The following is a 23,691-nucleotide window of genomic DNA, read 5'->3' as shown; positions in this document are numbered from 1 at the left end:
CAACGGATGGGAGCTCAAGGCGTACGTCGCTGGTCGGCGGGGCTGCTGGTGGTCATGTTGCCGATGCTCGGTGCCTGGCTGGGCGCCCCGACGGCCGAGGCCGCCCACCACGACGGCCCCTGCACCGACGCCTCCGGCGTCACCGTCGTGGTGGACCACCAGGAGCTCGGCGGCGGCGTCGTGGTGCGATGCGCCCAGGACTTCCCCCCAACCGGCGGCACGGGGCTGCAAGCCCTGCAGCTAGCCGGGTTCATCCCGGCCGGCACCGTCAAGGACGGAGCCTCCTTCGTGTGCCGCATCAACAACAGGCCGGCCGCCGACGAGGACCTGACCGTCGGCGGGCAGGCCTACCGGGAGAACTGCATCGCCACCCCGCCGGACGGCGCGTTCTGGAGCTACTGGCACGCCAAGCCGGGCGGCCAGTGGACCTTCTCCCAACTCGGCGCGGCGCGGTCCGTGCAGCCCGGCGGGTACGAGGGCTGGTCGTTCTCCCTCGGACGCACGGAGGGCTCCAACCCGCCCCCGGGCGTCAAGCCAGCTGCCATCCCCGAGTCGGAACCGTCACAGCGCCCGACCAGCCCGGCTCCCCCCGCACCGCCCGGGACCACGACCGCTCCGGCCCCGAGCACGGTTGCCCCACCCGCCCCGACCACGGCCAATCCCGCACCGCCGGCCTCGTCGAGCAGCGCCTCCACGAAGCCCGAGCCGACGGCGAGCGGCACCACCTCGCGCCGGACGCCATCGCCCACCCCCACATCCAAGCCTGCGCCGACGCCCACAGCCGCCGGCTCCACGAGCACCTCGGCCGGGCCCACCCCCTCAGTAACCGTCAGTCCCTCACCCGAGACCGTGGGTGATCAGGTGCGGGAGTCCACGACGCCGGAGCCCAGCGCGACGGAGTCAGCCCCCACCGTGGCCGCGACGACCTCCGGCGGTGGCCCCGGGATGGGCACGTTCGTCGGCCTCAGCGCCGTGGCAGGCATCGCCGCGGCTGGGGGCGTCGTGTGGTGGCGCCGCCGCAACCTCGTGTGATGGGGCGCTACTTCCTGCCACGTCCCATCCACCCGTTCGCGTGGTGGGTGTGGGCGATCGCCCTGGCGGTGGCGGCCAACGGCACCACGAATCCGCTGCTACTCGCGGCGATCGTGGCAGTGGCGTCGTTGGTGACCTTCGCACGGCGGGGCGACAACCCCTGGGCCCGCGGCTTCATGGTCTACCTGGTGCTCGGCGCAGCGATCGTCGTGGTGCGGGTGGCCTTCCGCGTCCTCTTCGGTGGTGGTGACGGCCCCACCGTCCTGCTGGAACTGCCCGAGGTGCCGCTGCCCTGGTGGGTGCAGGGCATCCGCCTGCTGGGCCCGATCTCCCTGGAAGCCGTGCTGGCGGGCCTCTACGACGGCCTCCGGCTCGCGACCATGATCATCTGCCTGGGCGCGGCCAACTCCCTGGCCAACCCCAAGCGCCTGCTCGCCTCCCTGCCGGGAGCCCTGTACGAGCTGGGAACCATCCTCGTCGTGGCCATCGGTGTCTTCCCGCAGCTGGGCGAGTCGGTCCTGCGCGTGCACAGGGCCCGGAAGCTGCGGCGCTCGCCCGCCGGCCGGGGCCGTCGGCGGCGACACAAGGTGGTGGAGACCATCCTCATCCCCGTCCTGTCCGACGCCCTCGAACGGTCGCTTCGGCTGGCTGCCTCGATGGACGTGCGGGGGTACGGCCGGCACGGGACGGCTTCAACAAACGAGCGCCGCTGGACCACCTCGATCGGCCTGGCCGGACTCGTCGTGGTGTCCGTCGGCGCGTACCTGCACCTCTCCCGGACCGCTCCGGGCCCGACGTTGCTCGGGTTCAACGTGGTCTCGCTGGGCCTGCTGTTTGCCGGTGGCCTGCTGGTGGCGCTGGCCATGCGCCGCGCGGGCCGCACCGTGAACAAGTCCACCTACCGTCCGATCCGCTGGCAGGGAGCCGAGTGGCTCGTCGTCCTCTGCGGCTCGGCCATGGTCGCGGCCGTCACCATCACCCAGCGCTCCGCCGAGGCGGCCGTCCTGGTGCCGGCGATCAGCCCGCCCACGTGGCCGGAGCTCACCACCGGGCTGCTGCTGGGGCTCCTGGCCGCCGCGCTGCCCGCGTTCCTGACCCCGGCGCCCAGCCTCGCCGACGTCCGTGTCCTGAACACGGCGGAAGGACTTTCATGATTCGCCTTGAGCAGGTCTCGTTCCGGTACGCGAACAGCGACGCCCTGCGGCTGCGCGACGTCAACCTCGAGATCCCCGAGGGGGAGCTGGCGCTGGTGATCGGACCCACCGGCAGCGGCAAGTCGACCCTCCTCGGGTGCATCAACAACCTCGTGCCACAGTTCACCGGCGGGGTGCGCAGCGGCCGGGTCCTGCTGGACGGGATCGACACCACGAGTCTCCTCCCGCGCGAGCTCGCCACCACGGTGGGCTACGTCGGGCAGGACCCGCTGGCCGGGTTCGTCACCGACGTGGTCGAGGAGGAGCTGGCCTATTCGATGGAGCAGCTGGGCTTCTCGCCCTCCGAGATGCGGCGCCGAGTGGAGGAGACGCTGGACCTGTTGGGCATAGCCGACCTGCGCGGGCGCCCGCTGCGGAACCTCTCGGGCGGGCAGCAGCAGCGCGTGGCCATCGGGAGCGTGCTGGCCTCCTCGCCCCGGATCCTCGTCCTCGACGAGCCCTCGTCGGCACTCGACCCGGTGGCGGCCGAGGACGTCCTGGCGCTCGTCTCCCGACTCGTACGCGACCTCGGCACCACCGTGGTGATCGCCGAGCACCGGATGGAGCGGGTGATCGAGTTCGCCGACAGCGTGCTGCGGGTGGACGCCGGTGGGAGTGTCACCCACGGGCCCACGCGCGAGGTTCTGGCGGGCTCCCCGATCCGCCCCCCACTGGTCGAGCTCGGCGTCCGACAGCGATGGGACCCGCTGCCCCTGACGATCCGGGAGGGAAGGCGCCACGCCGCCGAGGCGCGCCGTGGTTGGGTGGAGCAGCCACCCACGCTGCCGGCACCGCCCGGGGCCGGTCCCGTAACGCTCGCGGCCGAGCGCATCGTGGTGCGCTACCCGCAGGTGGTGGCCGTGGCCGGCGTCGACGTGACCCTCCGCCGCGGCGAGGTGACCGCCCTGATGGGCCGCAACGGCTCGGGCAAGTCGACCCTGCTGTGGGCCCTGCACGGCGCCGGCCGACGAGATGCGGGCACCGTCAGGGGCGCGGAGGCGGGACAGGTTGCGTTGGTGCCCCAGACCGCCTCGGACCTGCTGTACCTGGCCTCCGTCGCGGCGGAGTGCGCGAATGCCGACGCCGAGGCCGAGCTGGCCCCCGGCAGCACGCTGGAGGTGCTGCAGCAGCTGGTCCCCGGGATCGACCCCCAGTCACATCCGCGCGACCTCTCGGAGGGCCAGAAGCTGGCAGTCGTGCTGGCTGCGGAGCTGTCGCGGCGCCCGGGCGTGATCCTGCTGGACGAGCCGACGCGCGGCCTGGACTACTCGGCCAAGCAGGCCCTGAACGGGATCCTCACCCAGTTGGCCGAACAGGGCCACAGCATCGTCGTCGCCACGCACGACGTGGAGCTGGTGGCCACCACGTGTCACCGGGTGGTGGTCATGGCCGAGGGCGAGGTGGTCTCCGACGGCCCGACCCGCGACGTCCTGCCGGGATCCGCCCTGCTCGCCACCCAGGTGGCGAAGGTCACCAACCCGGTGCCCCTGCTCACCGTCGAGGAGTTCCTCGATGCCCTCCACTGAGCACACCGACCGCACCTCCCCCTTGGTGGACGTTGCGGCACCGGTCGTCGGCGTCCAGCTGGGCTGGCGCTCGTGGAGCATCATCATCGTCAGTTCGGTGATCGGGCTGTTCACGATCGCGTGGCCGCTGCTGATGCCTGCGGTGGACGTCGCCCCGCAGCACGCCGACGACGCGCCCTACGTGTTCGCGTTCCTGCTGCCCGTGGTGCTGATGCTGGTGATCGCGCAGATCAGCGACGGCGGTCTGGACGCGAAGGCGCTGGCGCTGCTCGGGGTGCTTTCCGCCATCAACGCCGCCATCAGACCGGTCCTGGGCGCCGGGACAGCGGGCGTTGAGTCGATCTTCTTCCTGCTGGTGCTGGCCGGACGCGCATTCGGGCCGGGGTTCGGGTACCTGCTGGGATTCACCTCCATGTTCGCCTCCGCCCTCCTGACCGCCGGCGTCGGCCCCTGGCTGCCGTCCCAGATGCTGTGCGCGGCCTGGGTCGGCCTGGGTGCCGGGCTCCTCCCCCGCAAGCTCGGCGGCCGGGCCGAGCTCCTGGTGCTGATCGGGTACGGCATCGTGGCCGCGTACCTGTTCGGGGCCCTGATGAACCTGTGGTTCTGGCCGTTCATCAGTGGGATCAGCATCGACGGGTACCCGGGCGGGTCCGGGAGCCTGGACTACGTCCCCGGGGCACCCCCGGGCGACAACCTGGTGCGTTTCGGATGGTTCACCCTGGTCACCTCCACCGCCGGCTGGGACACCGGCCGGGCCATCACCACGACCGTTGCCCTCCTGCTGCTCGGCAGGCCCGTCCTGGGCGTCCTGAGGCGCGCTTCGGGAATGGCGCGTGTCATTGCCGACCCCTGCTGAGGGCCTTTGGTTGCGGTGGTGCTAGGTTGATCCGCAGCAGGCAGAGAATCCGGTGAGATCCCGGAACTGACGCGCAACCGTAACTCGTCCCAGGACGGGGAGTCGGACCAAAGCCTGCGACTGGATGCTCCGTCGCGATCTGCGGAACCCCGCCTGAACGGCGACGCGAGCCAAACGCGGAAGGACCGTTCGTTGGCAACCCTGCTGAGGCACCGCCTCATTCCATTCCTCTCACTCCTCCTCCTGTTGGCCCTGGCGCCCGTGGGCGCCCGCGCCGCCACGCCGAACACCGCCACTGAGTGCATCGACCTCGGCCTGGTGTGGGTTCACGTCGAGATCCGCGGCGAGGTCGCGGACTCCGGCTGCGCCGTCGACTTCGGCACCGGCGAGGAGGCCCTCGTCTCGGCCGGCGTGGAGATCACCGACAACGCCGGCTTCATCACCCACCTGGCCGGCAGGCCCGACGCCTCCGACGCCGCCGGTTCGATGTACTGGTGGTCCTACTGGACGCTCGCACCGCAGGACGGTTCCCCCGGGGAATGGGCCTTCTCCGAGTTCGGCATGGCTGACAGCAGGCCGCAGGCGGGTTCCGTCGAGGCCTGGGTGTTCCAGGAGAGCTACGCCGAGGACGCGGTGCCTCCGGCGCTGGATCCGCTGGCAGCCACCGGCCCCGGGCCGATCGGCCCTGGCGCGGACCCGGCCACCCCTGCCGAGCGGGCCACGGCCTGGCTGCTGGGCGAGACCACCGATGGTGCCCTGCCCAACTTCCTCGGCAACCCCGACTGGGGCCTGACCACCGACGCAGTCCTCGGCCTGGTGGCCGCTGGCGCAGGCGAGGAGCAGTTGGCGCCCGTGCTCGAGGCTGTGCAGGGCGCCGTCAGGGACGGCAGCTACGGCTTCCTGGTGGACGGCGAGAACACCTACGTCGACGCTGGTGGCGTCGCCAAGCTCACCCTGATCGCCTCCCTCACGGGAGCCGATCCCAGCTCCTACGGCGGTCGCGACCTCGTCTCCGCACTCGAGTCGGAACTGGTCGACGGTCAGTTGAAGGGTGCCAACACCTTCGGGCAGGCCTACGCGGTCATGGCCCTCGCCGGGCTCGACCGGCCCGTGACGGAGGCCGCTGACTTCCTGGTGGCCCAGCAGTGCCCGAGCGGGGACTTCCGGCTGTTCCCGGCTGCCACGCCCTGCACCACCGACGCGGGCAACGCCGACCGGGACGCGAGCGCGCTGGCCGTGCTCGGGCTGCGCGCTGCGGCCGCGAGCGGGCTTGAGGTGGCCGCGGCGCTGGACTCCGGAGTCGAGTGGCTGGTCTCCGACCAGAAAGCGGACGGGTCCTGGATCGGCAGCCGCTGGACCGCCAGCCCCAACACGAACAGCACCGGACTCGTCGCCCACGCCTTGTCCGGGCTCGCGACCGACTCGGTCAGGAAGGCCGCGGCGTGGACCGCGTCCCTGCAGGTCTCCGGCGGAGCCGACGACGGCGCGGTCGCCTACGACGCGGCCGCCTTCGGGGACGGCGCCATCACCGGCTCCCGCTCCCAGTGGCAGCGGGCGACCTCCCAAGCGCTGTTCGCTCTCGCCCCGCAGCAGGCACCCGAACCCGACCAGAGCGAAACACCGTCTCCTGCACCGACAGTGACCGTCACGGCCACCGCGACGGCAACTGCAACTGCAACCGTCACGAGCACCGCTCCCGCCACCGGGGGCCGCGACCTGTACGAGACCCCGGGTTTCCACACCTCGGGCGGGCGCAACTGGATGACGGTGTGCGAGCCCTACTCGCTCACCACCCGGTGCTGGACCTACATCTGGGGCACGACGGTGCACGAGGCGTCCGGGGTGTTCGTGCCGGTCAACGGCTGGCAGTTCAACAACCTCACCTACGTCGCCTCCCCCCGATCCTCCTGGGCGGACAACCCCCTGGGCCACAGCGGCCGTTGGACGGCCGAGGACGGTCGGCAGTGGCGCACGGAGTGCGATACTGCTGTGACCGGCAAGAACGGGTGCCGCAGCTACGTGCAAGCACGGGTCGTCCAGCGAACCGGTGACGCATACCACTACGAGACCCTTGAGGTCTTCAACAACATGGTCCGCTTCAGTCGCTGAGGACCTGGCCGAGCCACCACCGAGAGGAACCCCGTGCGACGTCGACCATCCCGCATCGCCCTGGCCATGGTGTCAGTCTCCGCCCTGCTGCTGGGGCTGTTGCCGGCAGCGGCTGAGGCGGACAGCAGCCCCGTCACGCCGGTCGACAGGGCGGCGGGCTGGTTGATGGAGCAGGCCGACAACGGCGCGCTCCCCAAGTTCGACGGAACCGTGGACTGGGCTCTCACCTCCGACGCGGTGCTGGGGCTGGCGACCGCCGGCGCCACGAAGCAGCAGTTGGCGCCGTTCGTCAAGCGGCTCGAGGCAGCCGTCGCGGCGCGGGAGTACGGCCATCTGGGGGCCGGTGAGGTGACGGTCACCGACGGCGGTGCCCTCGCGAAGCTGCTCGTCATCGCACAGGCGACGGGCACCGATACGAGGGACTTCGGCGGGGTCGACCTCGAGACCGCGGTCCGCGACGAGTTGGTCGACGGGATGCTGGGCAGGCGACGGTCACCTGCCGCCACGGTGCCGTCCAACACGTTCGGCCAGGCGTACGTCGTCCTCGGCCTGCTGCGAACCCGGACGGACCCCCGCCCCGCAGTCCGGGCGCTGCTCCAGCAGCAGTGCCCGGCCGGTGACTTCCGGTTGGGCGTGTCCACCACCGTGTGCGATTCCCCGGCGGCCAGTGCGGACCGGGACGTCACGGCCATGGCGATCCATGCCCTGCGCGCGGCGGACCGGGTCGAGGGCATCGACGTCACCTCTGAGCTCGACAAGGCGATCTCCTGGCTCGCGAAGGACCAGGCCGCCGACGGCAGCTGGATCGGCAGCCCGTCCACGGACGTCGCCAACACCAACACCACCGGTTTGGCGGCGCGGGCCCTGGCGGGGATGCGGCCGATGTCGGTCTCGCGGGCGGCCGGCTACGTACGGTCCCTGCAGGTCGACGGTGGCGCCGACGACGGCGCGGTCGCCTACACGGCCGAGGCCTTGCACGATGGACCTGCCCAGAACCGCACCCAGTGGTTGCGGGCCACCACGCAGGCCCTCTGGGCCCTGGTGCACTGGGACGTCTACAGCGTTGAGGGCACCCATGAGTACAACGGCCGCCGGTGGCGCACGGATTGCGAGACGGTCTCCTCCGGTGGCGGCTCGTGCCGCAGCTACATCCGCGCCCGGTTCGTGTCCAGCACCCAGACCGCAGGCGGCACTTGGACCTACGCCATGGAGGAGGGCTGGGTCTTCAACAACACGGTGCGGTTCACCCAGGCCTGACGGGCAACCGCCAGGTCTGGTGTCCGGTGGCCTCCAACCAGCCGGCCTCTGCCAGTTCGTCGGCCCCTGCCAGGCAGTCGACGACCCCGAGGCCGGTCCGGGAGGAGAGTTCGGCCACGCCCACCTCCTCCCGGGGCCTGAATGCCTCCCTGAGTTGCCGCAGGTCGGGCGCGAGCCTGTCGAAGCGCGAGTCCTCACCCTGCAGGGGCAGTTCGTCCTGTGGGGACAGCGGGCCGAGCAGCGCGAGTACCTCTGCCGGCGACGACACCAGCACTGCCGCGGTGTCCCTGATCAGCCTGTTCGGGGTGGCGGACATCGACGAGGTCACCGGACCGGGAACCGCCATCACCACGCGGCCCAGGTCGTTGGCCCACGAGACGGTGTTCTTGGCACCGGAGCGGGCCGCCGCCTCCACGATCACCACCCCAGCACCCAGCGCAGCGATCAGCCGGTTGCGAGCCAGGAAACTGGCCTTGACGGGATGCGTGCCGGGCGGCACCTCGGACACCACCGCCCCCTTGTCCACGATTGCGTTCATGAGCGTGGTGTTGGCCACCGGATAGGGCACGTCCACCCCGCTGGCCATGACGGCCAGCGTGGGACGGCGAGCCTGCAGCGCTCCCCGATGTGCCGCCGCGTCGACCCCGAAGGCCAGACCCGAGATGACGAGGCGGTCTGCGAGCGCCAGGTCGGCGGCCCACTCCGTCGCGACGTGCAGTCCGTAGCCCGTGGCGGCCCTCGCACCCACCAGGGAGACGCCGGACCCCGCCTCGCCCAGGTCCAGGGTGCCCCGCACCCACAGCCCGAGCGGGCCACCGCCATCGCCGGTGGCCGTGGCCACGCCGAGGTCCGCCAGCCCCGCCGGCCACTCGTCGTCGCCGGGCACGAGGAACCGGGCACCGCAGGCCCGGGTGCAGGCAGCCAGTTCCTCGGGGACGATCGAGGCGGCCTTGCGGCCCCACCGGGACTCCTCCCCCATACGGCGCACGGCATGCCAGAGCGCGACCGCGCCCTCGTCGGCCACGAGGCGCGACAACTCCACGTTTCCCATCGGCTGCAGCGCGCACAGCGCCATCCGGGCGGTTCGCTCGTCGAGCCTCACGCCGCCTCCAGCGCTTCGCCCTGCCGCATCTGCATCGCCACCCGCAGGTTTGCCGGGGAGATCGTTTCCCTGCCCGTCAGGTCGGCGACGGTCCATGCCAACCGGAGGACCTTGTCCAGCCCGCGATGGCTGAGGGACCCGCGGGCCAGGGCACGCTCGAGCGGGCCGAGGTCCGAGGGCAAGGGCAGGTGCTTGCGCAGGTGGGCACCGGGAACCTCACCGTTGGTGCTCCAGGGCGTCTCCCTCAGGCGTGCCTGCTGCCTTGCCCGGGCCTCCAGCACCCGCTGCAGCACTGCGGAACTGGACTCGGGGGTCTCCACCGCCTCACCGAGGAACGCCCGTTTGAGGGGGAGCATCTGGTGCCGGATGTCGATCCGGTCCAGGATGGGCCCCGAGAGCCGCTCCTGGTAGCGCCGGACCTGCATCGGCAGGCAGGTGCACTCCCGGCCCACGACGCCCGCGTTGCCGCACGAGCACGGGTTCGCGGCCAGAACCAACTGGAACCGGGCCGGATAGCGGACCTGCTGGTTTGCCCGCGCGATGGTCACCTCTCCACCCTCCAGCGGGGTGCGGAGAGAGTCCAGGAGCTTGGCCCCGAACTCCGGGGCCTCGTCCAGGAAGAGCACGCCCCGGTGGGCGAGGGAGATGGATCCAGGCCGGATCTCCCTGCCGCCGCCGATGAGGCTGGCCATGGTGCAGTTGTGGTGCGGGTCCGCGTAGGGCGCGCGGGTGAGCAGCCGCGATCCGATGTCCACGCCCGCCAGCGAGTGGATCGCGGAGACCTCCACCGCCTCCTGCGGCGACAGTTCCGGCAGGATGCCGGGCAGCCGCTCCGCGAGCATCGTCTTGCCCACCCCGGGCGAGCCGTGCAGGTAGACGTGGTGGCGCCCCGCTGCGGCCACCTCCATCACCCAGCGGCCGTCCGCGTGCCCGTGGACGTCGGACAGGTCGAGTCCGCGGTCCTGGGGGCGGCCGTCCGCGGCCTCCTCCGCCAGGTCCGTCCTCGGTGGCCGGCCCGCCACGACGTCCTGCAGGTCCCCCAGGTGGGAGACGGGCCAGATCTCCAGGCCCGGGACCAGGTGGGCCTCCCCCACCTGACCGGCGGGGACCACGGCCTTCTCGAAGCCGGCACGGGATGCGGCGAGCAGCGCGGGCAGGATGCCGCGCACCCGCCTCACCTTCCCGTTCAACGAGAGCTCCCCGAGGTAGACGAAGCGACGCACCCGCTCCGCGGGGAGCTTGGCCGTGCAGGCCAGGGTGGCGGCGGCGATGGCAAGGTCGAAGTGGGTGCCGTGCTTGGGCAGCCCTGCCGGGGACAGGTTGATGGTCAGCAGGACCTGCGGGAAGTCGTACCCCGAGGCGACCACGGCGGCCTTCACACGTTCCTTGGCCTCGTTCAGCGAGGCGTCGGGCAGACCCACCACCTTCACGCGGGGCAGACCACCCCCGAGCGCGGCCTCGACCTCCACCATGGCGCCCTCGATGCCGGAGAGCGCGACCGACCACGAGGAGGCGGTCACTGCTCGCCGATCCCGCGCAGGTGGGTCAGGTCCTCGCTGCCGTCCGGCGGCAGCACCAGTCCGATGGCGTCCACCCTGATGTTGCGGGCCCGGGCCCCGCGCGCGCGCAGCCACGCCATCGCCAGCCCTCGCAACCGGGCTGCCTTGGCGTAGGTGATGGTCTCGAGCGGGTGTCCGTAGCCGGTGCCCGAACGCGTCTTGACCTCGACGAACACCAGCGTGTCCGTTGCGGCGTCGTGCGAGACCAGGTCGAGCTCGCCCTCGCGGCACCGCCAGTTGCGTTCCACGACCCGCCAGCCGAGTTCCTCGACGTAGGCCGCGGCGCGGTCCTCACCTCTTCGGGCCAGCTCTCTGGCCCTTGTATTGATCGACATTCGCGACCACCTCCACACCACACTCTGGGAGTTGCGGGTGGCCGTGCGTGTTTGTCCACAGGGGGCGGGCGAGGCTACTTGTCGTCGGGGACCTGGAAGTCGGAGTGCGCGATCTCCTCGATGGAGACGTCGCGGAAGGTCAGGACCTTGGCGGACTTCACGAAGCGGGCCGGGCGGTACATGTCCCACACCCAGGCATCCCCCATGGAGACCTCGTAGTAGACGTCGCCGCCCTCGGTGCGGACCTTCAGGTCGACGGCATTGCACAGGTAGAAGCGGCGCTCGGTCTCCACGGCATAGGTGAAGATGCTCACCACGTCCTTGTACTCGCGGTACAGGTCGAGCTCGAGCTTGCTCTCGTACTGCTCCAGGTCCTCGGCACTCATAGTGAATCCACTCTAGCCGTCCTCGCCACGTTCTCGAATCGCCACCTGTGGATCGGCGAGGGGCCGAGGGCGTCGAGCATCCGCTGGTGTGCCGCGGTGCAGTAGCCCTTGTGGACGGCGAACCCGTAGTCGGGGTACTCGTCGTGGTACTGGGTCATGATCCGGTCCCTGGCAACCTTCGCGACGATCGAGGCGGCCGACACGCAGGCCGCCACCTTGTCGCCCTTCCAGATGGCCAGGCCGGGGGCGCCGATACCGTCGACGGGAAAGCCGTCGGTGAGCACGAACGCGGGACGCACCGCCAGCCGCGCGACGGCGCGCCGCAGGCCCGCGAGGTCGGCCTGGTGCATGCCCAGTTCGTCGCACTCGGTGTGGGTCACCACCGCCACTTCCACGGCGACGGCGCGCCTGCGGATCTCGGCGTCGAGTCGTTCCCGGGCCGTCGCGGTCAGCACCTTGGAGTCGTCGAGGCCCTTGATCGGGCGCTTGGGGTCGAGGATGACCGCAGCAGCCACCAGCGGCCCGGCGCAGGCGCCCCTACCAGCCTCGTCCGCCCCCGCCACCGGCGAGAGCCCCGCCCTGTCCAGTGCCCTCTCGTACCCGTAGGGTCCTCTTCCCGGCCGCAACACTCAGCACCCCGGGTTCGCTTCGATGATCTCCGGCTTCTCCGGAGCGGGCTGCTCGGGGTCCGGTACCCCGGCGAAGGTCTCCGGTACGGAGAAGGTGGAGAGCCTGTCCAGGGGCGCGACGATGGCCACCGCCGCGCCGACGACCTTGTCGGTGGGGACGAACGCCGCCATTCCCGGGGGCTGGCCCTGGGACTGGACCGTGAGGCGGCAGCGCGAGTCCGCGGACTGGTTTCGGTGGTCGCCCAGCACGAAGACGTGGTCCGCGGGCACGATGATGTCGAAGGGGATGTTCGCGGGCGCGACCTGCACCCCTGCCTCGGAGTAGAGGTATGCGGATTCCTCCAGGGCGATACCGTTGACGGTGATCCTGCCGTCCGCGTCGCAACACTGCACGTGGTCACCGGGCATCCCGATCACCCGCTTGATCAGGTGCTCGATGCTGGAGTTGGGCAGCACCCCGATGAACTCCAGCGCCTGCTTGAAGCCGTTGTCGCTGGGCTGTGCCGGGGGCAGCCAGTTGTGCGGGTCCTCGAACACGACGACGTCGCCGCGCTGGAACCCACCGAACTTCGCCACGACGACCCTGTCGTTGATCTGGAGGGTGTTCTCCATGCTGCCGCTGGGGATGATGAACATCTGGGCCACGAAGCCGCGCAGCAGGGTGGAGATGACCAGCGCCCCGACGACGATGATCGCGCCCTCTCCAAGCCACCCCAGGGCGCGGCGCCCAAAGGGCTTCTTCCCGTCCGCGGCCGCCCGCTTCGGGGTTGGGGGCCCCGCCGGTTCCTCGACACCCGGGTGGTGTTCAGCTTGCACAGGTAGAGCCCCTTCAGTTGCGACGAGCGGCCGCACCGCTCCACTGGATCATAGCGCCGCCCGGACGGTCGCCTCGCAGGGTACTCCGCCCGGGAATGCGACGGAGCCGCCGGTCAACGACCGACGGCTCCTTGAAGAGACTGGGATCAGCGCTTCTCGCGGATCTTGGCTGCCTTGCCGCGCAGGCCGCGCAGGTAGTACAGCTTCGCGCGGCGGACGTCGCCGCGACGCTCTACCTCAATCTTGTCGATGATGGGGCTGTGCAGCGGGAACGTGCGCTCCACGCCGACGCCGAAGCTCACCTTGCGAACGGTGAAGGCTTCCTGGATGCCACCGGCATTACGGGCGATGACGACCCCGGCGAACACCTGGACGCGGGAGCGGGTGCCCTCGACGACCTTGACGTGCACCTTCACGGAGTCACCGGCGCGAAAGGCCGGGAGGTCGTCGCGCAGGGAAGCCTTGTCGAGCTCCTGGATCAGCAGATTGGTCATGATGTGTCCTCGTCAGTGCCACAGGTCACCGCGGTTGGTTCGGATTCTCACCCACCCCAGACGATCCCCCCGTGGCAGGAGCTGGGACTGAGTGGGTTGCCCACTGGCAACAGCTACGAATTATGCCACAACGCACTCGGGCGGGCCAAAGCGTGTGCCCCGGCCCGCCCGAATGGTTCGTGGGACTACTTGCCGTCCTTCATGAACAGGGACTTCACGAGGTCCTTGTTCAGCTGGGAGATGGACTCCAGCGGGATGCCCTTCGGGCAAACGGCGGCGCACTCACCGATGTTGGTGCAGTTGCCGAAGCCCTCGGCGTCGTGCTGGGCCACCATGGACTTGACGCGCGAGTACCGCTCGGGCTGGCCCTGCGGCAGCAGCGCGAGGTGCTGGATCTTCGCCGACGTGAACAGCATCGCCGAGCTGTTCGGGCAGGCCGCCACGCAGGCTCCGCACCCGATGCACGTGGCGTTGTCGAAGGCCACGTCCGCCTCGAGCTTGGGGGCGGGGGTGGCGTGCGCGTCAGGCGCAGAGCCAGTGTTGGAGGAGATGAAGCCGCCGGCCTGGATGATCCGGTCGAATGCGGTGCGGTCCACCGCGAGGTCCTTCAGCACCGGGAAGGCCCCGGCCTGCCAGGGCTCGATCTCGATGGTGGCGCCGTCCTCGAAGGACCGCATGTGGAGCTGGCAGGTGGTGGTGCGCATCTTGTCGGCGCCGTGGGCGACGCCGTTGATGACCACGCCACACATGCCACAGATGCCCTCACGGCAGTCGTGGTCGAAGGCGACCGGTTCCTGGTTGGCCTCGGTGAGGTTCTCGTTGAGCAGGTCGAGCATCTCGAGGAACGACATGTCCTCGGAGACGCCGTCGATGTCGTAGTCAACCATTCGGCCCGTGGCGTTCGGCCCGGCCTGACGCCAGATTCGTAGCTTGAGCTTCACTTGTAACTCCGTTGCTTCAGTTCGATTGCCTTGTAGTTGAGGGGCTCGCGGTGGAGGATCGGTTTGCTTCCCTCACCACCCCACTCCCACGCGCCGACGTAGAGGAACTCGTCGTCGTGGCGGAGCGCCTCGCCGTCCTGGGTTTGGGACTCCGCGCGGAAGTGGCCGCCGCACGATTCGCGACGGTGCAGGGCGTCGATGCACATCAGTTCACCGAGTTCGAAGAAGTCGGCGACGCGACCCGCGCGCTCGAGAGCCTGGTTGAAGTCCTCGTTCACGCCGGTGACACGGACGTTGCTCCAGTACTCCTCCTTCAGCTCCCGGATGAGTCCGATGGCCTTGATCAGGCCGGCCTCCGTGCGCTCCATGCCGCAGTACTCCCACATGATGTGGCCGAGTTCCTTGTGGAACGAGTCCACGGAGCGGGTGCCCTGGATGGACAGCAGCTTGTCGATCCGGGCCTTCGCCGAGGTGACGGCCTCGACGACGTCGGGGTGGTCGTCCGCGAGCTTCTCGAACGGCGCATCGGCGAGGTAGTCGTTGATGGTGTTCGGCAGCACGAAGTAACCGTCGGCCAGGCCCTGCATCAGTGCCGAGGCACCCAGGCGGTTGGCGCCGTGGTCGGAGAAGTTCGCCTCACCGCACACGTACATGCCCGTGATGGAGGACTGCAGGTCGTAGTCAACCCACAGGCCGCCCATGGTGTAGTGCACGGCCGGGTAGATGCGCATGGGAACCTCGTACGGGTTCTCACCGGTGATCTGCTGGTACATGTCGAAGAGGTTGCCGTACTTGCCGGCGACCGCGGACTGGCCCAGGCGCTCGATCGCATCTGCGAAGTCGAGGTAGACCCCGCGGCGGACCAGCTTCTCGTTGCCGTCGGGATCCAGCTCGCGGACGGCGGGACCGACGCCTCGGCCTTCGTCGCACATGTTCTTCGCCTGGCGGGAGGCGATGTCACGCGGCACGAGGTTTCCGAAGGACGGGTAGATCCGCTCCAGGTAGTAGTCGCGGTCCTCCTCCGGGATCTCCCGGGGGTCCTTGGCACAGTCCTCGGCGCGCTTGGGGACCCAGATGCGGCCGTCGTTGCGCAGCGACTCGGACATCAGCGTGAGCTTGGACTGGGTCTCGCCGTGCACCGGGATGCAGGTGGGGTGGATCTGCGTGTAGCAGGGGTTGGCGAAGTGGGCACCCTTGCGGTGCGCGCGCCACGTGGCGGTGACGTTGCAGCCCATGGCGTTGGTGGACAGGAAGAAGACGTTGCCGTACCCGCCAGTGGCGAGCACCACCGCGTCGGCGGTCCACGCCTCGACCTTGCCGTTGACCATGTTGCGGGTGACGATGCCACGGGCGCGGCCGTCCACGACGATCAGCTCCACCATCTCGTGGCGGGTGTGCATCTTCACGGTGCCGGCCGCCACCTGGCGCTCCAGCTGCTGGTAGACACCGATGAGTAGCTGCTGGCCGGTCTGGCCGCGTGCGTAGAAGGTGCGCTGCACCTGGACGCCGCCGAAGGAGCGGGTGTCGAGCAGGCCGCCGTACTCGCGCGCGAACGGCACGCCCTGCGCAACGCACTGGTCGATGATGTTCGCGGAGACCTCGGCGAGCCGGTAGACGTTCGTCTCGCGGGCGCGGTAGTCACCGCCCTTGACCGTGTCGTAGAACAGGCGATAGGTGGAGTCGCCGTCGTTGCGGTAGTTCTTGGCCGCGTTGATGCCGCCCTGGGCGGCGATCGAGTGGGCCCTGCGCGGGCTGTCCTGGTAACAGAAGTTCAGGACGTTGTAGCCGGCCTCGCCCAGCGTCGCAGCGGCGGCGCCGCCCGCGAGGCCGGTGCCGACGATGATGACCGACAGCTTGCGACGGTTGGCCGGGTTCACGAGGCGGGCCTGGAACTTGCGGGTCTCCCACATCTTGGAGATCTCGACGTCGGGGGCCTTTGTGTCGACGAGGTCGACACCCTCGGTGTAGAAGTCTGCGGGGGTCATTGTTGTCTCAGTCATCAGTTCGTGATCCATCCCAAGAGTACGGCCACCGGCGGAAGCATGAAGCCGATGAACAGGGCGACGGCGACGCCGATCCCGAGCCAGTTGAGGATCTTTCCGGAACGCGGCGAGGAGTTTGCGCCGAGCGTCACGAAGGCGCTCCAGAATCCGTGGCGCACGTGCATGCAGATTACGACCATCAGCACCGCGTACAGGACCACCATCCACCACTGCTGGAAGGTCAGCAGGAACATCTCGAAGGGCCCGGCGTTCGGGTCGAATCCGGGCGTGATCACCTTCACCGTGAACTGCAGCAGGTGGAAGATGATGAAGCCGGCGACGATGACGCCGCCCCAGCGCATGGTGCGCGCGGAGTAGGTCTGGGCCTGGGGACGGAACTTCTGGTACCCGCTGCCGCGGACCTTGAGCGTGTTGCGGCTCAGGCTGACGGCGGCCCAGATGTGCAGGATCACGGAGGCAGTGAGGCCGAACCGGAAGATCCAGATGAACACGCCCTTGGGAACGATCGGGTAGAGGATGTCGCCCTTGAGCCAGTGCGCGTACCCGTCAAAGGACTCCGGCCCCTGGAACATCTTCAGGTTGCCGTACATGTGCATGAGCAGGAACCCGATCATGATGATTCCGGTCACCGCCATGATGACCTTCTTCACCACGCTGGAGCGCACCGCCCGCTGGTGAGTTGTGAGTATGTTTGCCACGGGTGTCACTCTATCCCCATGGCACCCGACTGTTTGACGCCGGGGCCTTTGAACTGCCGATGTCGCGCATTTCCGATTTAGGCATGAATTGCCTAGCGAAAGTACTTTCGACGATCAGTCGAGCAGGTCCGGCCTGCGCTGCCGGGTGCGTTCGAGGGCCTGTTCCCTCCGCCACTGCGCGATCAACCCGTGGTTCCCGCTGAGCAGCACCTCCGGCACCGCACGTCCGCGCCACACCGGTGGCTTTGTGTAGTTCGGGTACTCGAGCAGCTCGTGTTCGAGCGAGTGGGATTCCTCCACCAGGGAGGCGGGATTGCCCACCACGCCGGGCAGGAGCCGGACCACGGCCTCTGTGATGGCGAGCACGGCCACCTCACCGCCGTTGAGCACGTAGTCCCCGAGGCTGACCTCGACCAGTTCGTGGTTCTCGGCGAACTCGTCGAGGACGCGCTGGTCGATGCCCTCGTAGCGTCCACATGCGAACACCAGCCGGGGCCGCTCGGCCAGTTCGTGCGCCAGGCGCTGCGAGAACGGTCGACCGGCAGGCGTGGGGACGACGATGGTCATCGGCGTCGGGTCCGCCTCGACGAGCGCGTCGAGAGCCTCGCCCCACGGCTCGGGCTTCATCACCATGCCGGCTCCCCCGCCGTAGGGCGTGTCGTCGGTGGTGTGGTGGCGGTCGTGCGTCCAGGTGCGCAGGTCGTGGACCTGCAGGTCGACGATCCCGGAGGAGATGGCCTTGCCCACCAGGGAGAGCGAGAGCGGGGCCAGGTAGTCGGGGAAGATGGTTACGACGTCGAGCCTCACTCCACGTCCTCCAGCAGCCCGGTCACGGGGGCGAGGGTGACGGTTCCGGCCCCGAGGTCCACGTCCGGCACCAGCGCCTTCACGAACGGCACGAGCCGCTCCCCCGCGGGCGTGTCCAGCTGCAGCACGTCCTGGGCGGGCAGGTGCAGCACGTCGGCGACGGTGCCCACCTCGGCACCCTCGGCATCGAGCACCCGCAGCCCCACGAGCTGGCGGTCGAAGTACTCCTCGGACTCGCTGGGCTGCTCGTCGGCAGGCACGTCGACGAGCAGTTCCACGCCGCGCAGCGCCTCGACCGCGGTGCGGTCCGCGTGGCCGACGAAGGTCACCACGAGCTTGCCCCGCTGCCAGGCGACACTGCCCAGCTCGAGCTCTCCGCCGTCGCCGCGGCGCAGCTTCGCCCCCGGCACGAACCGACGCCCGGGTTCGTCCGTCCGCACGTCGACGGAGACACCGCCCTTGATGCCGTGGGCACGCCCCACCCGTCCCACGATGACTTCGACCACGTCGCCCACGGACGTCCTCCTTGAATGTCTACGGATGCGAAGTGCCCCGGATCGTGGTGATCCGGGGCACTCGCGGTATTTGTCTCGACGCCCTCAGTGACGGCGCGGGCGGTCGACGTCGACGAAGTCGACCCGGACCTGCTCGTTGCCAGCCAGCGCACCCACGACGGTGCGCAGCGCCTGCGCGGTGCGGCCCTGCCGGCCGATCACCTTTCCGACGTCGTCGGGATGGACCCGGACCTCCAACAGGCGCCCACGGCGAAGGTCCTTGTCCTTGACGTGCACGTCGTCGGGGTTCGAGACGATGCCCGCGACGAGGTGCTCCAGCGCCTCAGCCAGCATCTCAGGCCTCGTCGGCGGGGGCCTCGGTGGCCTCGGCCTCTGCGGGGGCTGCCTCAGCGGCCTTGGCGGCCTCTGCTGCCTTGGCCTCGTCGGCGGCCTTCTCCTCCGCCTTGGCCTTCGCCTTCGAGATGGCGGGCGAGGTGGCGTCGCCGTCCTCGGCGAGGGCCTTCGCGAACTCGGCCTCGCGGTCGCGGGGCTCGGGCTGCGGGTCGATGCCTGACGGGGAGGTGTCCCCGGTGAACTTCTGCCAGTCACCCGTGCGCTTCAGGATCGCGACGACGGCCTCGGTGGGCTGGGCGCCCACGGAGAGCCAGTACTGTGCGCGCTCAGAGTCCACCTTGATGACCGACGGGTCGTTCTTGGGGTGGTAGAGACCGATCTCCTCGATGGCCTGGCCGTCGCGGTGCGCGCGGGAGTCCATGATGACGATGCGGTAGTGCGGGGAGCGGATCTTGCCGAACCGCTTCAGACGAATCTTGGTTGCCACTGGTGTGGGTTCTCCTGTGTGTTTTGTCTGGGTCCCAGACGAGTCGTGTGGTGTGCGTGCTGCGTGTGGGGCACGCCGCTCGCAAAGCCGGTTGGACCGTGCTGTCGGAGTTAGAGGGCGCCAACGAGCACAAGTGCATCAGACATTCTGCCAGATTCAGGCCCTCTCGCCCAAAAGTTGACCCGGTACTAGTCTCTGGGGCATGGATCTGCCCGAGGAACGGTTCGACGAACTGGTGGACGAGGCGCTCGGGAACCTGCCTCCCGAGCTGCTCGACGGGCTCGACAACGTCGTGATCGTGAGCCAGGACGAACCGGACGACGGCTCCGAGACGCTCGGCTGGTACGAGGGCACCGCCCTGACCGAGCGCGACACCAGCTACGGCCTGGGCCAGCTCCCGGACCGCGTGGTGCTGTTCCGGGGCCCGCTGACCCGGATGTGCGAGGACGAGGACGACCTCCTGGACGAGCTGGAGATCACCCTCCTCCACGAACTGGGCCACTACCACGGCATCGACGAGGAACGGCTGCACGCACTGGGCTGGGGCTGAGCCGCTCCCCTAGCCGCAGACCGCGGCCAGGTCTCCGGTGAACACCAGCGGGGCACGCCCACCGCAGATCCCTGCGTTCACGAACGCCTGTCCGGCAGCTGGCTGCAGGGCCGGCGACTGGCCAAGGACGCGCTCCACCCCGAACAGCGACTCGAACGCGCTCGGCGCTGCGAGCCGCACGACGGCGGTGTCGTCGGGGTCGAGGCCCGCACGCTCGGCCGCCTCACGGTAGAACTCGTCGCGGCCCAATGTCCCGTCGACGTAGCCCAGCTCCTCCGCCTTGCCCGACTCGAAGATACCGGCGCCGTACTCTTCGACGATGCGGGTCGCGTCCATGCCGCGGTGGGTGGCCATGTGATCCACGAAGCGCTCGTACTCGGGCTGGATGAGGTCGGCGAACATCTGGCGCTCGCCGTCGGTCAGTTCCCGGAAGGGCTGGCCCGCGTCCTTGCCGGTTCCCCGGGTGATGTACTCCTGGGTGATCCCGCCGGTGGTGGTGACACCGGCCTCCAGGAGGGAGCCGCTGGTGGCGACGACGCCGTCGTAGTGCTCGAAGGGACCGTAGATGACGCCGATGCTCCCGATGATGGAGCCGTGGTCGGCATAGATCACGTCGGCAGGGGCGGTGGAGTAGACGCCGCCGGAGGCGGACATCCCCTGGACGTGCACCATCACCTGCTGCCCGGTGCGCTCCTGGTAGCGCACGATCGCGTCTGAGATGGCCCGGGAGCCGGTGATGCTCCCACCGGGGGTGTTCACGAGCAGGACGACACCGGCCGCGTCATCGGCGTCCAGCTCGTCGAGCATGTCGGCCACCTCGTAGCCGTAGGTGCCCGCGGCCAGCAGGCCACCGTCGGCGGCGGAGGTCATGATGGCGCCGGAGATGTCGATGGCGCGCAACTCGTTGCCGGCGCCCGGCTCGCCCCAGATGGTCTCCGTGGTGGTGGCCTGGGCCTCCCCCGAGGTGGATCCGACCAGCACGCCGAGCCCGACGACGGACATGATGCCGCCGACGAGGGCCAGCGCCGTGACCATGACCGTTAGCCCGAGCCCGAGCCCGATCCCCTTCCCGAAACCGCGCTTGAAGCCTCCCGGTTGTTCGGGCTGGGGGGCGGGTTGTGGGTACCGGTGGGCCGGCGGCGGGAAACCGGCGGTGCCCGGAGCCTGCACCGGGATGTCTGCTGGGGAGTCGGTGGGGTTGTTCGACGAGCTCATGCGGCGCCTCCTGGGTTGCTGTTGAACCTCCAGTGAAGCAGCGCCGGCGGGCCAGTTGCGACGCGGTTGGGCGACGCTGTGGACAGTTCAGCCCAGCGGCTGAGCCGCGGCTCCTCCTCCAGGGGGAGACTGCTACCCCGTGGTCACCGAGATTGTGTGCCAACCCGACGAGCCGTCCGGCACCGGCGGGGCCGTCCGCTCCGTCTGTACCCGGCCGAGGCCGTCGGTGGCCCTGACCCTGAGCTGGTGGTCGCCGGGTGGCAGCTCCACCGTCAGGGACCACAGTCGCCAGGCGTCGATGGTCGGCTCGTCCCGGAGCTCGGCGGGCAGCCAGGGGCCGCCGTCGGCGCTGACCTCGACGGCGTCGACGCCGCGCGTCTGGGCCCAGGCGACCCCGGCGACGGTCGTGGCACCGGCCGGGAGGCGGGCGCCGTCGCGGGGGACATCGATGCGTGAGGCGGTCTTGACGGGTCCGCGCTCGGCCCAGCCGCGCGGGGTCCAGTAGCCCTCGTCCGCGTCGAAGCGGGTCACCTTGAGTTCGTTCACCCACTTCGTGGCCGAGACGTAGCCGTAGAGCCCGGGTACCACGAGCCTCACGGGGAAGCCGTGCTCGGGCGGCAACGGCTCGCCGTTCATGCCGACCGCCAGGAGCGCGTCGCGGCCGTCGGTGAGCGCCTCGATGGGAGTGCCGGCCGTCCAGCCGTCGATGCTGCGTGACAGCACCATGTCGGCATCCGGTCGCACGCCTGCGCGTTCGAGGAGCTCGCGAACGGGCCACCCGGTCCAGACGGCGTTCCCCGCGAGTCCCCCGCCGACGGGGTTCGACACGCACGTGAGGGTCACCATCGACTCGACGTGGCGCTCGGCCAGCAGGTCCGCCAGATTCAGTTTGAGCTCGTTCTCGACGAGACCGGTGACCCGGAGCGTCCAGGTGGCTGGATCCACCTGCGGGACGACGAGGGCCGTGTCGATCCGGTAGAAGGCGTCGTTGGGGGTCTGGAAGGCAGTCTGCCCGGTCACCGTCGCCAGCGCCGTCGCCGGCACCACCACCGGCTCGGCGGCGTCTGGGAGTTCGAGTTCCTCGCGCGCCCGCCGGGTGCTGTCGACGGCGACTTGGAGACCGCGACCGACGGCGAGGCCGACCAGTCCGAGCGCGGCGGCTCCCCCGGTGCGGGCGAGCAGTTCGCGCCGCCCCGGCCGGGCGCGGCCCGGCTCGCCCGTCGCCGACTCGAGCAGCGTGCGCAGCACGAGGATCCCGGCGGTAACCCCGCCGGCGGTGGGCAGGACGTCAACCCAGGTGGCGTCCGCGCGGGTGATGACCGCTGCTGCGGCGAGGGCGCCGCCTGCCAGCAGACCGACCGTCCCGACGGGCCGCTTCAGCCCCGCCAGTACGCCCAGCAGCGCGCAGAGCAGCGACAGGACCAGCCCCATGCCCACGAAGAGGGCGACCTTGTCGGCTGATCCGAAGGTCGCGATGGCCCAGTCCTTCAGCCAGGGCGGGGTCAGGTCCACGAAGGCGGCACCGACGGCGAGCAGCGGCGAGGGTGTGGCTGCGGTTCCGACGGTGCGGGCCAGGGCGGCGGCCAGCAGTTCGGAGACGCCGAGGGTCACGGCGCCGGCTGCGATGCCGATCGCTGCCGTCACGGTGCGCGGTGTCATCTCCCCATGATGTCACCGGGCGGAAGGGCTCAGACGGGAACGCCCCTGAGCAGCTTCGCCAGCGGGTTGCGCAGGGTCGCGAGGTGTTCCCGCGGGTCGGCCGCGCAGACGATCAGGTCGGCACTCGCCCCGGGCGTGAGGTTGTCGGCCCCGAGCCAGGTCCGGGCCCCCCAGCTGGCGGCCTCGAGCGCGAACCCGATGCCGCCGAGGCCCGCGAGTTCGGCGATCTCCTCCTGGATCTGGCCGTGGGGCACGACTGTTCCCGCGTCGGTGCCGGCATGGATCTCGATGCCGGCCTCGATCGCCCGGCCGATGGTCTCGAACCGGCGCTCGTACAGGTGCATCAGGTGGCGGGAGAAGTTCGGGTACTTCTCCCGGCCGGGTGCGGCGTAGTCCGGGAACCGGTTCAGGTTGATCATCGTCGGGACCAGGACGGTGCCGCGTTCGGCCATCTCGTCGATGACGTCGTCGGACATGCCCGTGCCGTGCTCGATGCAGTCGATGCCGGCGGCGACGAGTTCGGCCACGGCCTGCTCGCCGAACACGTGCGCCGTCACCCGGGCGCCCTCCTCGTGTGCCGCCGCGATTGCGGCAGCCGCGACGTCGGCGGGCCACAGGGGTGCGAGGTCCCCGATGCTGCGGTCGATCCAGTCGCCGACGAGCTTGACCCAGCCGTCGCCGGAGCGGGCTTCGTGCCTGACCTGCTCGACGAGGTCCACCGGCTCCACCTCGACCCCGACGTCGCGCAGGTAGCGCATGGGTCGGGCGACGTGGCGTCCGCTGCGCAGCAGGCGGGGCAGCTCGTTGCGCTCCTGCACCCAGCGGGTGTCCGACGGCGAGCCTGCATCGCGAACGAGCATGGTGCCGGCGGCGAGGTCGGCGCGTGCCTGGGCGATCGTCGTTGCCTCGTCGACGGCGCCGCCGGGGCCGAGCCCGATGTGGCAGTGGGCGTCCACGAGGCCGGGGAGGATCCAGGCGTTGCGGGCGATCGTCGTGGCCCCGGGCGCGGGCTCGTGGCTGACGACCCCGTCGACGACGTAGATGTCGGTGGGTTCGTCACCGGGCAGCACCACACCGTGGATGTGAAAACAGTTACCTGCGGTCATGTGGAAGACCCTAGTCCAGCCCAGTGCGTGGGAATCCTCAGGGGTGCCGACGCGCTTCCGGGGGGCACGGGGACGGACGCACC

Annotated in this window: 24 protein-coding genes; 7 read left to right on the top strand and 17 right to left on the bottom strand. The window is 70.1% G+C overall.

The annotated features are described in order from the left end of the window. Positions 1-6 precede the first annotated feature (6 nt). From FOJ82_RS08030 to FOJ82_RS08005, 6 genes are all read left to right on the top strand, one after another. Entirely contained in the window at positions 7-1,032 is a 1,026-nt protein-coding gene (locus tag FOJ82_RS08030; RefSeq protein ID WP_143937928.1) for a hypothetical protein, read from the top strand. After that, positions 1,032-2,186 carry an energy-coupling factor transporter transmembrane component T gene (locus FOJ82_RS08025; protein ID WP_143937927.1) on the top strand — a complete coding sequence of 385 codons (1,155 nt, stop codon included), beginning with the start codon at positions 1,032-1,034 and terminating at the stop codon, positions 2,184-2,186. The genes FOJ82_RS08030 and FOJ82_RS08025 overlap by 1 nt, the downstream gene beginning before the upstream one ends. Beyond that, complete coding sequence (locus FOJ82_RS08020; RefSeq protein ID WP_143937926.1) at positions 2,183-3,751, top strand: ABC transporter ATP-binding protein; 1,569 nt, start codon at positions 2,183-2,185, stop codon at positions 3,749-3,751. The genes FOJ82_RS08025 and FOJ82_RS08020 overlap by 4 nt, the downstream gene beginning before the upstream one ends. Further along, positions 3,738-4,607, top strand: coding sequence for an ECF transporter S component (locus FOJ82_RS08015; RefSeq protein ID WP_143937925.1), 870 nt, complete (start codon positions 3,738-3,740; stop codon positions 4,605-4,607). The genes FOJ82_RS08020 and FOJ82_RS08015 overlap by 14 nt, the downstream gene beginning before the upstream one ends. Before the next feature lie 192 nt (positions 4,608-4,799). Beyond that, a complete protein-coding gene (locus FOJ82_RS16175; RefSeq protein ID WP_185975677.1) occupies positions 4,800-6,716 on the top strand; it encodes a prenyltransferase/squalene oxidase repeat-containing protein in 1,917 nt (638 codons plus the stop codon). A 33-nt stretch (positions 6,717-6,749) separates the two neighbouring features. Further along, the gene (locus FOJ82_RS08005; RefSeq protein ID WP_143937924.1) at positions 6,750-7,973 is read left to right on the top strand and encodes a prenyltransferase/squalene oxidase repeat-containing protein; all 1,224 of its coding nucleotides are present in this window, start codon (positions 6,750-6,752) and stop codon (positions 7,971-7,973) included. On the opposite strand, the gene FOJ82_RS08000 is transcribed toward FOJ82_RS08005, so the two are convergent. The 14 genes from FOJ82_RS08000 to rpsP all read right to left on the bottom strand — a co-directional run bounded on the left by FOJ82_RS08000 (position 7,960) and on the right by rpsP (position 19,078). Beyond that, on the bottom strand, positions 7,960-9,075 hold the full coding sequence (locus tag FOJ82_RS08000; RefSeq protein ID WP_185975676.1) for a DNA-processing protein DprA: 1,116 nt from the start codon (positions 9,073-9,075) through the stop codon (positions 7,960-7,962). The genes FOJ82_RS08005 and FOJ82_RS08000 overlap by 14 nt on opposite strands. Beyond that, a complete protein-coding gene (locus FOJ82_RS07995) occupies positions 9,072-10,595 on the bottom strand; it encodes a YifB family Mg chelatase-like AAA ATPase (RefSeq protein ID WP_143937922.1) in 1,524 nt (507 codons plus the stop codon). Before FOJ82_RS07995 ends, FOJ82_RS08000 begins: the two co-directional genes overlap by 4 nt. Then, a complete protein-coding gene (locus tag FOJ82_RS07990; protein ID WP_143937921.1) occupies positions 10,592-10,969 on the bottom strand; it encodes a YraN family protein in 378 nt (125 codons plus the stop codon). The genes FOJ82_RS07995 and FOJ82_RS07990 overlap by 4 nt, the downstream gene beginning before the upstream one ends. Before the next feature lie 74 nt (positions 10,970-11,043). Beyond that, entirely contained in the window at positions 11,044-11,355 is a 312-nt protein-coding gene (locus tag FOJ82_RS07985; RefSeq protein ID WP_143937920.1) for a DUF2469 domain-containing protein, read from the bottom strand. Beyond that, complete coding sequence (locus tag FOJ82_RS07980; RefSeq protein ID WP_143937919.1) at positions 11,352-11,984, bottom strand: ribonuclease HII; 633 nt, start codon at positions 11,982-11,984, stop codon at positions 11,352-11,354. The genes FOJ82_RS07985 and FOJ82_RS07980 overlap by 4 nt, the downstream gene beginning before the upstream one ends. Beyond that, positions 11,985-12,800: a signal peptidase I gene (gene lepB, locus FOJ82_RS07975; protein ID WP_246099796.1), complete on the bottom strand. Its 816-nt coding sequence runs from the start codon at positions 12,798-12,800 to the stop codon at positions 11,985-11,987. A 146-nt stretch (positions 12,801-12,946) separates the two neighbouring features. Continuing rightward, positions 12,947-13,294 (bottom strand): 50S ribosomal protein L19, encoded by a 348-nt coding sequence (gene rplS, locus FOJ82_RS07970; protein ID WP_143937918.1) that lies wholly within the window; start codon positions 13,292-13,294, stop codon positions 12,947-12,949. A 185-nt stretch (positions 13,295-13,479) separates the two neighbouring features. Next, positions 13,480-14,235, bottom strand: a complete 756-nt coding sequence (locus FOJ82_RS07965; RefSeq protein ID WP_143937917.1) for a succinate dehydrogenase/fumarate reductase iron-sulfur subunit — start codon at positions 14,233-14,235, stop codon at positions 13,480-13,482. Beyond that, positions 14,232-16,235, bottom strand: coding sequence for a fumarate reductase/succinate dehydrogenase flavoprotein subunit (locus FOJ82_RS07960; protein WP_143937916.1), 2,004 nt, complete (start codon positions 16,233-16,235; stop codon positions 14,232-14,234). The genes FOJ82_RS07965 and FOJ82_RS07960 overlap by 4 nt, the downstream gene beginning before the upstream one ends. Next, on the bottom strand, positions 16,235-16,936 hold the full coding sequence (locus FOJ82_RS07955) for a succinate dehydrogenase cytochrome b subunit (protein ID WP_246099795.1): 702 nt from the start codon (positions 16,934-16,936) through the stop codon (positions 16,235-16,237). The genes FOJ82_RS07960 and FOJ82_RS07955 overlap by 1 nt, the downstream gene beginning before the upstream one ends. A gap of 114 nt (positions 16,937-17,050) precedes the next feature. Continuing rightward, a complete protein-coding gene (trmD, locus tag FOJ82_RS07950; protein ID WP_143937915.1) occupies positions 17,051-17,743 on the bottom strand; it encodes a tRNA (guanosine(37)-N1)-methyltransferase TrmD in 693 nt (230 codons plus the stop codon). Then, on the bottom strand, positions 17,740-18,258 hold the full coding sequence (rimM, locus tag FOJ82_RS07945; protein WP_143937914.1) for a ribosome maturation factor RimM: 519 nt from the start codon (positions 18,256-18,258) through the stop codon (positions 17,740-17,742). The genes trmD and rimM overlap by 4 nt, the downstream gene beginning before the upstream one ends. Positions 18,259-18,342: 84 nt before the next feature. Beyond that, complete coding sequence (locus FOJ82_RS07940) at positions 18,343-18,591, bottom strand: RNA-binding protein (protein WP_143937913.1); 249 nt, start codon at positions 18,589-18,591, stop codon at positions 18,343-18,345. A 1-nt stretch (position 18,592) separates the two neighbouring features. Then, positions 18,593-19,078 (bottom strand): 30S ribosomal protein S16, encoded by a 486-nt coding sequence (rpsP, locus tag FOJ82_RS07935; RefSeq protein WP_143937912.1) that lies wholly within the window; start codon positions 19,076-19,078, stop codon positions 18,593-18,595. Positions 19,079-19,280: 202 nt separating this feature from the next. On the opposite strand from rpsP, the gene FOJ82_RS07930 reads away from it, so the two are divergent. After that, complete coding sequence (locus tag FOJ82_RS07930; protein WP_143937911.1) at positions 19,281-19,628, top strand: metallopeptidase family protein; 348 nt, start codon at positions 19,281-19,283, stop codon at positions 19,626-19,628. A 9-nt stretch (positions 19,629-19,637) separates the two neighbouring features. On the opposite strand, the gene FOJ82_RS07925 is transcribed toward FOJ82_RS07930, so the two are convergent. The 3 genes from FOJ82_RS07925 to FOJ82_RS07915 all read right to left on the bottom strand — a co-directional run bounded on the left by FOJ82_RS07925 (position 19,638) and on the right by FOJ82_RS07915 (position 23,608). Beyond that, positions 19,638-20,843 (bottom strand): S49 family peptidase, encoded by a 1,206-nt coding sequence (locus FOJ82_RS07925; RefSeq protein ID WP_143937910.1) that lies wholly within the window; start codon positions 20,841-20,843, stop codon positions 19,638-19,640. Positions 20,844-20,975: 132 nt separating this feature from the next. Beyond that, on the bottom strand, positions 20,976-22,502 hold the full coding sequence (locus FOJ82_RS07920) for a molybdopterin-dependent oxidoreductase (RefSeq protein WP_143937909.1): 1,527 nt from the start codon (positions 22,500-22,502) through the stop codon (positions 20,976-20,978). 29 nt (positions 22,503-22,531) lie between these two features. Then, on the bottom strand, positions 22,532-23,608 hold the full coding sequence (locus FOJ82_RS07915) for an amidohydrolase family protein (RefSeq protein ID WP_143937908.1): 1,077 nt from the start codon (positions 23,606-23,608) through the stop codon (positions 22,532-22,534). Between the last annotated feature and the right edge of the window lie 83 nt (positions 23,609-23,691).

Source organism: Tessaracoccus rhinocerotis, assembly GCF_007197885.1.
Classification (GTDB): domain Bacteria; phylum Actinomycetota; class Actinomycetes; order Propionibacteriales; family Propionibacteriaceae; genus Arachnia; species Arachnia rhinocerotis.
The sequence above is the reverse complement of the archived record's forward strand: the minus strand, read 5'-3'. Positions and strand labels throughout refer to the sequence as shown.